The organism is Dietzia timorensis (assembly GCF_020742175.1).
Lineage (GTDB): Bacteria > Actinomycetota > Actinomycetes > Mycobacteriales > Mycobacteriaceae > Dietzia > Dietzia timorensis_A.
Window position 1 is genome coordinate 1 of record NZ_DYXM01000236.1, and the last position, 5423, is coordinate 5423.

The 5423-nt window shown below is 65.6% G+C and carries 8 protein-coding genes; 3 read left to right on the forward strand and 5 right to left on the reverse strand.

Annotated features, from left to right (window positions below; genetic code table 11):
- The first annotated feature begins 237 nt into the window (after positions 1–237).
- Genes K8V11_RS12335 through K8V11_RS12345 form a run of 3 tightly spaced genes read left to right on the forward strand, consistent with a single transcriptional unit; the run spans position 238 to position 975 of the window.
- Positions 238–519 (forward strand): type II toxin-antitoxin system RelE/ParE family toxin, encoded by a 282-nt coding sequence (locus K8V11_RS12335; protein WP_303914736.1) that lies wholly within the window; start codon positions 238–240, stop codon positions 517–519.
- A gap of 9 nt (positions 520–528) precedes the next feature.
- Positions 529–825 carry a HigA family addiction module antitoxin gene (locus K8V11_RS12340; protein WP_303914739.1) on the forward strand — a complete coding sequence of 99 codons (297 nt, stop codon included), beginning with the start codon at positions 529–531 and terminating at the stop codon, positions 823–825.
- A gap of 3 nt (positions 826–828) precedes the next feature.
- A complete protein-coding gene (locus tag K8V11_RS12345) occupies positions 829–975 on the forward strand; it encodes a hypothetical protein (protein ID WP_303914742.1) in 147 nt (48 codons plus the stop codon).
- Here K8V11_RS12345 and menC read toward each other — a convergent pair whose 3' ends face one another.
- From menC to K8V11_RS12370, 5 genes are all read right to left on the reverse strand, one after another.
- On the reverse strand, positions 976–2082 hold the full coding sequence (menC, locus tag K8V11_RS12350; RefSeq protein ID WP_303914744.1) for an o-succinylbenzoate synthase: 1107 nt from the start codon (positions 2080–2082) through the stop codon (positions 976–978).
- Positions 2083–2084: 2 nt separating this feature from the next.
- Positions 2085–2966 carry a hypothetical protein gene (locus tag K8V11_RS12355; protein ID WP_303914747.1) on the reverse strand — a complete coding sequence of 294 codons (882 nt, stop codon included), beginning with the start codon at positions 2964–2966 and terminating at the stop codon, positions 2085–2087.
- Positions 2963–3826, reverse strand: a complete 864-nt coding sequence (locus K8V11_RS12360) for an ABC transporter ATP-binding protein (RefSeq protein WP_303914750.1) — start codon at positions 3824–3826, stop codon at positions 2963–2965. The genes K8V11_RS12355 and K8V11_RS12360 overlap by 4 nt, the downstream gene beginning before the upstream one ends.
- A complete protein-coding gene (locus K8V11_RS12365; RefSeq protein WP_303914753.1) occupies positions 3813–4820 on the reverse strand; it encodes an ABC transporter ATP-binding protein in 1008 nt (335 codons plus the stop codon). Before K8V11_RS12365 ends, K8V11_RS12360 begins: the two co-directional genes overlap by 14 nt.
- Positions 4820–5423, reverse strand: a 604-nt coding sequence (locus K8V11_RS12370; protein WP_303914756.1) for an ABC transporter permease, incomplete at its 5' end; no start/stop codon positions are given. The genes K8V11_RS12365 and K8V11_RS12370, both read right to left, overlap by 1 nt.

Sequence of the window (5423 nt, forward strand, 5' to 3'; positions counted from 1 at the left end):
GCCCGGCGTGCGTTCGCGGATCCGCTCGACGATTGCGCTCGCGAGTGTGGTTTTTCCGCTCCCCGGGCTGCCCGTGATCCCGAGCACGAAGCGCTCGAACCCCGCCGCCTCGTGCTCGATGCGCGCGACGACGGATTCGATCGGATCTACAGCCATACGTCCAGCCAACACGATGCCGCGATGATGCGGTGTCCGCCCCCTTGCACACTAATAACGCGTCACGTTATTATTATCGCAATGATTCGTTCCTTCGCCGACAGCCAGACGGCGAAGGTGTGGAACCGCGAGAAGCCCCGCAAGATGAGCCTCGAGCTCACCCGGCGCGCACACCGGAAGCTGCTCATCCTGAATCGAGCGGCAACCCTGAATGACCTGCACGTTCCACCGGGAAACCATCTGGAGAAGCTCGCCGGTGGCCGCGCTGGCCAACATTCCATCCGCGTCAACAAGCAATTCCGCATCTGCTTCCGCTGGACCGAAAGTGGCCCAGCGGACGTGGAGATCACCGATTACCACTGAGGAGCGACCATGACCGAGAAGGCATTCGAGCCGGTGACCCCGGGTGAGATCCTGCTCGAAGAGTTCCTGCGGCCGATGAAGATCTCGCAGTACCGCCTGGCGAAGACCATCGCTGTCTCACCCCGACGCATCAACGAAATCGTGCACGGCAAGCGTCGGATCACGCCCGAGACCGGAGTGCGCATCTCCAAAGCGCTGGGGATGAGTGAACGGTTCTTCCTCGATCTGCAACTTGACTACGACCTTGCGATGGAGAAGGACGCGCACCAGTCGGAGATCGATGCGATCAAGCCGCTGGTCGCGTGAATCATGCCCACGATCACGCCGGTTCTCGGGGACATCGCCACCGAACGCACCGATGCCATCGTGAACGCCGCGAGCACCGCGATGCGCGGAGGCGGAGGCGGAGGCGGCGGCGTCGACAGTGCGGTCGCTCGGCCGACCGGACGAACCTGATTAGGGCGTCAGGACGTCGCGCGCGACGGTGTATTCGTCGAGGACGTCGGCGCGGACGTCGACCCCGATACCAGGCCGGGTCGGCACCGACACACAGCCGTCTGACACCGTGAACGGCTCCGTGATGTCCTTCGCGTAATACCTCGAAGACGCTGAGATGTCGTTCGGTAGATCGAACCCGGGCAACGACGCGAGTGCGGCGTTTCCCGCCCGCCCCACTCCGGTTTCGGCCATGCCTCCGCACCAGACGCGCACGCCGTTCGCTGTGGCGAGGTCGTGGATTCTTCGCGCCTCCAGGTACCCGCCGACGCGTCCAGGCTTGATGTTGATGATCGAGCACGCCGCGAGCCGGATCGCGGTTGCGGCGATCCGAGCGGATGTCACCGACTCATCAAGGCAGATCGGCGTGCGCACGTGGCGAGCGAGGTCGGCGTGTCCGATCAGGTCGTCGGGATCCAGAGGCTGCTCGATCATCAGCAGGTCGTAGTCGTCGAGGCGGGACAGCAGGCGTTCATCGCCGCGTCCGTACGCGGTGTTCGCATCGACCTGCAGCAGCACGTCGCTTCCGAACGCCTCTCGGACGGCGCGTACCGGTTCGATATCCCAGCCCGGCTGAATCTTCAGCTTGATCCGGCGATAGCCTGCGTCGAGGTGGTCGGCAACCTCGCCGACCAGGGCATCGATGTCGTCGGCGATGCTCACCGAGACACCTGCTGGCACCTCCGTCCGAGTGCCGCCGAGGTAGTTGGACATGGAGAGGTTCCACTCGCGCAATTGGCCATCCAAGACGGCTGCCTCCAACGCGGACTTCGCCATCGGGTGTCCGCGAAACTCCGCCAACAGCGAGGAGACCTCCTGCGGAAGCACCTCTCCTTCCGCGAGCAGGCGGGGAACGAGGAAGTCTCGCATGACGCCTACCGCACCACCGACGTATTCAGGCGAGTAGGACGGGTCGCCTTCCGCCACGCACTCGCCCCACCCCTCGCTGTCCTGGCCCTCGACACGCACGAGGAGGCCGGCGTGCAGACTCTGCGTGCCGAGCGAGGTGCGGAATGCACTCACTCGAGGGATCTCGATGGTGCGCAGTTCAACGGCCCGAATCTTCACGATCAGTTCCCCTTCATCTCGTCCGCATCCGGACGTCCACCCTGCCGGTCGATCACTGCCTCGAAGAACGCGCGGACTGCCGGCATCATGAGACGCCCACGGTGTCCCGCGCCCGCCACCCGTTCCAATTGGACGTCCACGCCGTGCTCTTCGAGATTTCGGCGAAGCGACTCGATCCGCTCCTGCCGGTCACTGCCGGCGTGGTTCGCGTCCGGCATCCAATGGCGACTCCCCTGCGGGACCGTCACCTCTTCCGCGCCCGAATCGTCCGCGCCGATGACGAGGAGGGCAGGGACGCGGCGCATGGCGTCAAGATCGAGTTCGATACCGAATCGCTCGCGCACGTCGGCCGTGCCGACCCACCACTCGCGTTGGTCGTCCACCAGCGTGACCGCCCCCGGAGCCCCGATCGAGACCGCGGCGAGACGGTCCGGGTGGAGATAGAAGAACCGATGCGCGAACTGACCGCCGCCGGAGAATCCGTGGAGGTACCAACGTCCGAACGACAGTCCGTAGCGCTGCGAATATTCGGCGACCATGTCGAGGAGGACCCGGTCGAAACGGATGCCGCGGAAGGCGATTCGCTTGTAGTTGTCGATGTCGCCCGGCTCCTCGATCCCTGCCGGGAACAACGGCGCGAGGACGGCGCACTGGTGTTCGTGCGCGAAGTCGACGAACTCGTCTCGATAGACCTGCGGCTGCCGCAGCGTTCCGTGCACGACGATCACGAGGGGGATCTCGTCTTGCCGACCCTGCAGCTCTGGAGGTGTGTACGCGTAGTAACTGAATCGTTGGTCTGTGGCGAGCGCCCACGCGGGCGCCTTGCCCCACAGGTAGTGCGCGAATCGATTCTCAGTGTCCGCGCTCGTGCCCGACGTGGTCATGTGCGTATCCCTTCCGCGTCACGCATGTCACTCATCATCTCTGCGCGGAGCCGCGAGACTTCGGCAGGATTCCACGAGGGCGACGGCACCGACGCCAGCAGAAGGCGCGTGTACGGATGCTGTGGATTCTCCAGCAGCTTCGCCGTTTCGTCCGCCTCCACCACGCGCCCTCGCTGCATGACGAGCGCACGATCTGTGATCTGCCTGACCACCGCCAGATCGTGGCTGATGAAGACGTATGCCGTGCCGGACTCGCGACGAATGTCGTCGAGCAGTTGCAGGATCTGCGCCTGGATCGACACGTCCAGCGCGGCGACAGGCTCGTCCATGACGAGCACGGCCGGATCCGCAGCGAGCGCCCGGGCGATGGCCACACGTTGACGCTGCCCTCCGCTCAGGTGGCGCGGCCGCAATCCCGCCTCGCGGCTTCCGAGGCCGACCTGCGCAAGCAACTCCTTCGCTCTCGCTCGACGATCGTGCCCGGTGCCGCGCTGCGCGACCTTCAGCGACGCCTCGACGCACTCGAGCGGGGTCAGCCGAGGGTCGAGGGTGGAGTACGGATCCTGGAACACGAGTTGAACGTCTTTCGCGCGCCGCAGACGCGCTCGCGAGGATTGCGATCGGACAAGCGTCCGGCCGTTCACCGCGATGGTCCCGCTGTCCTGCAGTTCGAGCCCGACCAGCATCCGCGCAATGGTGGTCTTGCCCGAGCCGGACTCGCCCACGATCCCGAGGGATTCGCCGGCGCCGACCGTGAACGAGACGTCATCCACAGCCACCGATCGCGCGCTGCTGCCCCTGCGCACGACGCCGCGGTCTTCGAACGACTTCACGAGGTTGTCGACCTCAAGAACGGTCATCAGTGCCTCCCTCCCACACAGCCGCCGATGGGCCCACGTCAGCGGCAACCGCCGGAAGGCGCCGGCACGCCGCTTCGACTCCGGGCGCCACGGGGATGAGCTCGGCTTGCCACGTACGGCACGCTTCCTCGGCCCAGTCGCACCGGTCGACGAACGGACACCCCGACACGGCTTCGCTCATCATCAACGGCCGTCCGGCGATCGGCATGAGCGGCCTGTCGCCGGAGAGATCGGGCACGGATCCGAGGAGCCCGCGCGTATACGGATGGCGAGCGTTCGTGAACAGGCTCCGTCCGGGCTGCTCCTCGACGATGTGACCCGCGTACATGACGTACACCCGATCGCACGCAGCGGCCGCAAGGTGCAGGTCATGCGTGATGAAGAGGACCGCGAAACCATGTTCGCGGCGGAGCTCTTCGAGAAGCGCCATGATCTCGGCCTGCGTCGAGACGTCGAGGGCGCTGGTCGGTTCATCGGCGAGAATGAGTTTCGGCTCGCTCGCGAGGGCCGCCGCGATGACGACACGCTGCAGCATTCCCCCGGACAGCTCGTGCGGGTACTGCTTCATCCGCAGTTCTGGTTTCGACACGTGTACGGACTCGAGCAGCTCGACCGTGCGGCGGCGAGCCTTCTCGCGCGGCCAACCGAGCTGCTCCAGCTGTTCGGTGAGGAAGTCGCCGACCGTCCGCACGGGGTTCAACGTCGTGCGAGGGTCTTGGAAGATCATGGCGGCCGAGCGCGTCCGCAGTCCACGCAACGACATCTCGCCCATCGCGAGAACATCATCGCCGCCGACCGACACGCGTCCCGTGACCCGGGCACGTTGGGGAATCGCCCCCACGGCCGCTTTCGCGGTGGTCGACTTCCCGGATCCGGATTCGCCCACGAGCCCGACGACCTCACCGGGCGAGACCGTCACGTTCACGTCGCGAAGGATCGGACGGGCGATGGCCTCGTCATCGAGCACCAGCGAGAAGTTTTCAATGCTCAGCATCACTCCCCCTTTCCGATTTTGTCGGCGATTCTCACGCCGACGAGGTTGACGGCGACGACCGTGAGAACGATGGCGATACCCGGGACGATTGTCGGAAGCCACGCTCCCTGCAAGAGCGCGATCTGTCCTTCGGAGACCATGAGACCCCACTCGGAGGACGGCGGCTGCGCGCCGAAGCCCAGGAAGCTCAGGCCGGCCAGACTCATGAGGGCGTCGCCGAAGAGGACGACGATGTACCCCAACACCGCGGGGGCGATGTTCGGCAGGAGACGCAGGAAGCAGATCGCGAAGCCACTCACCCCCTGCACGCGGTACGCATCGATGTACGGCTTACCGATCTCCGCGATCGCCAGGCTGCGCGTGAACTTCGTGATGGTGGGAAAGAACGCCAAGCCCAGCGCGATCGTGACCGCGGTCATTCCGCGCCCGAAGACGGCGATCACCAACAGGGCGAAGAAGAGACCGGGAAAGGCGTAGAACATGTCCGTCGCGCGTGAGGCGACGGCATCGAACCACCGCCCGCGCCACGCCATGACGATCCCGAGCGGCACGCCGATCACGCTCGCGGTCAGCAGAATGACGAGTGGGCCGAGAAGGCTCGCC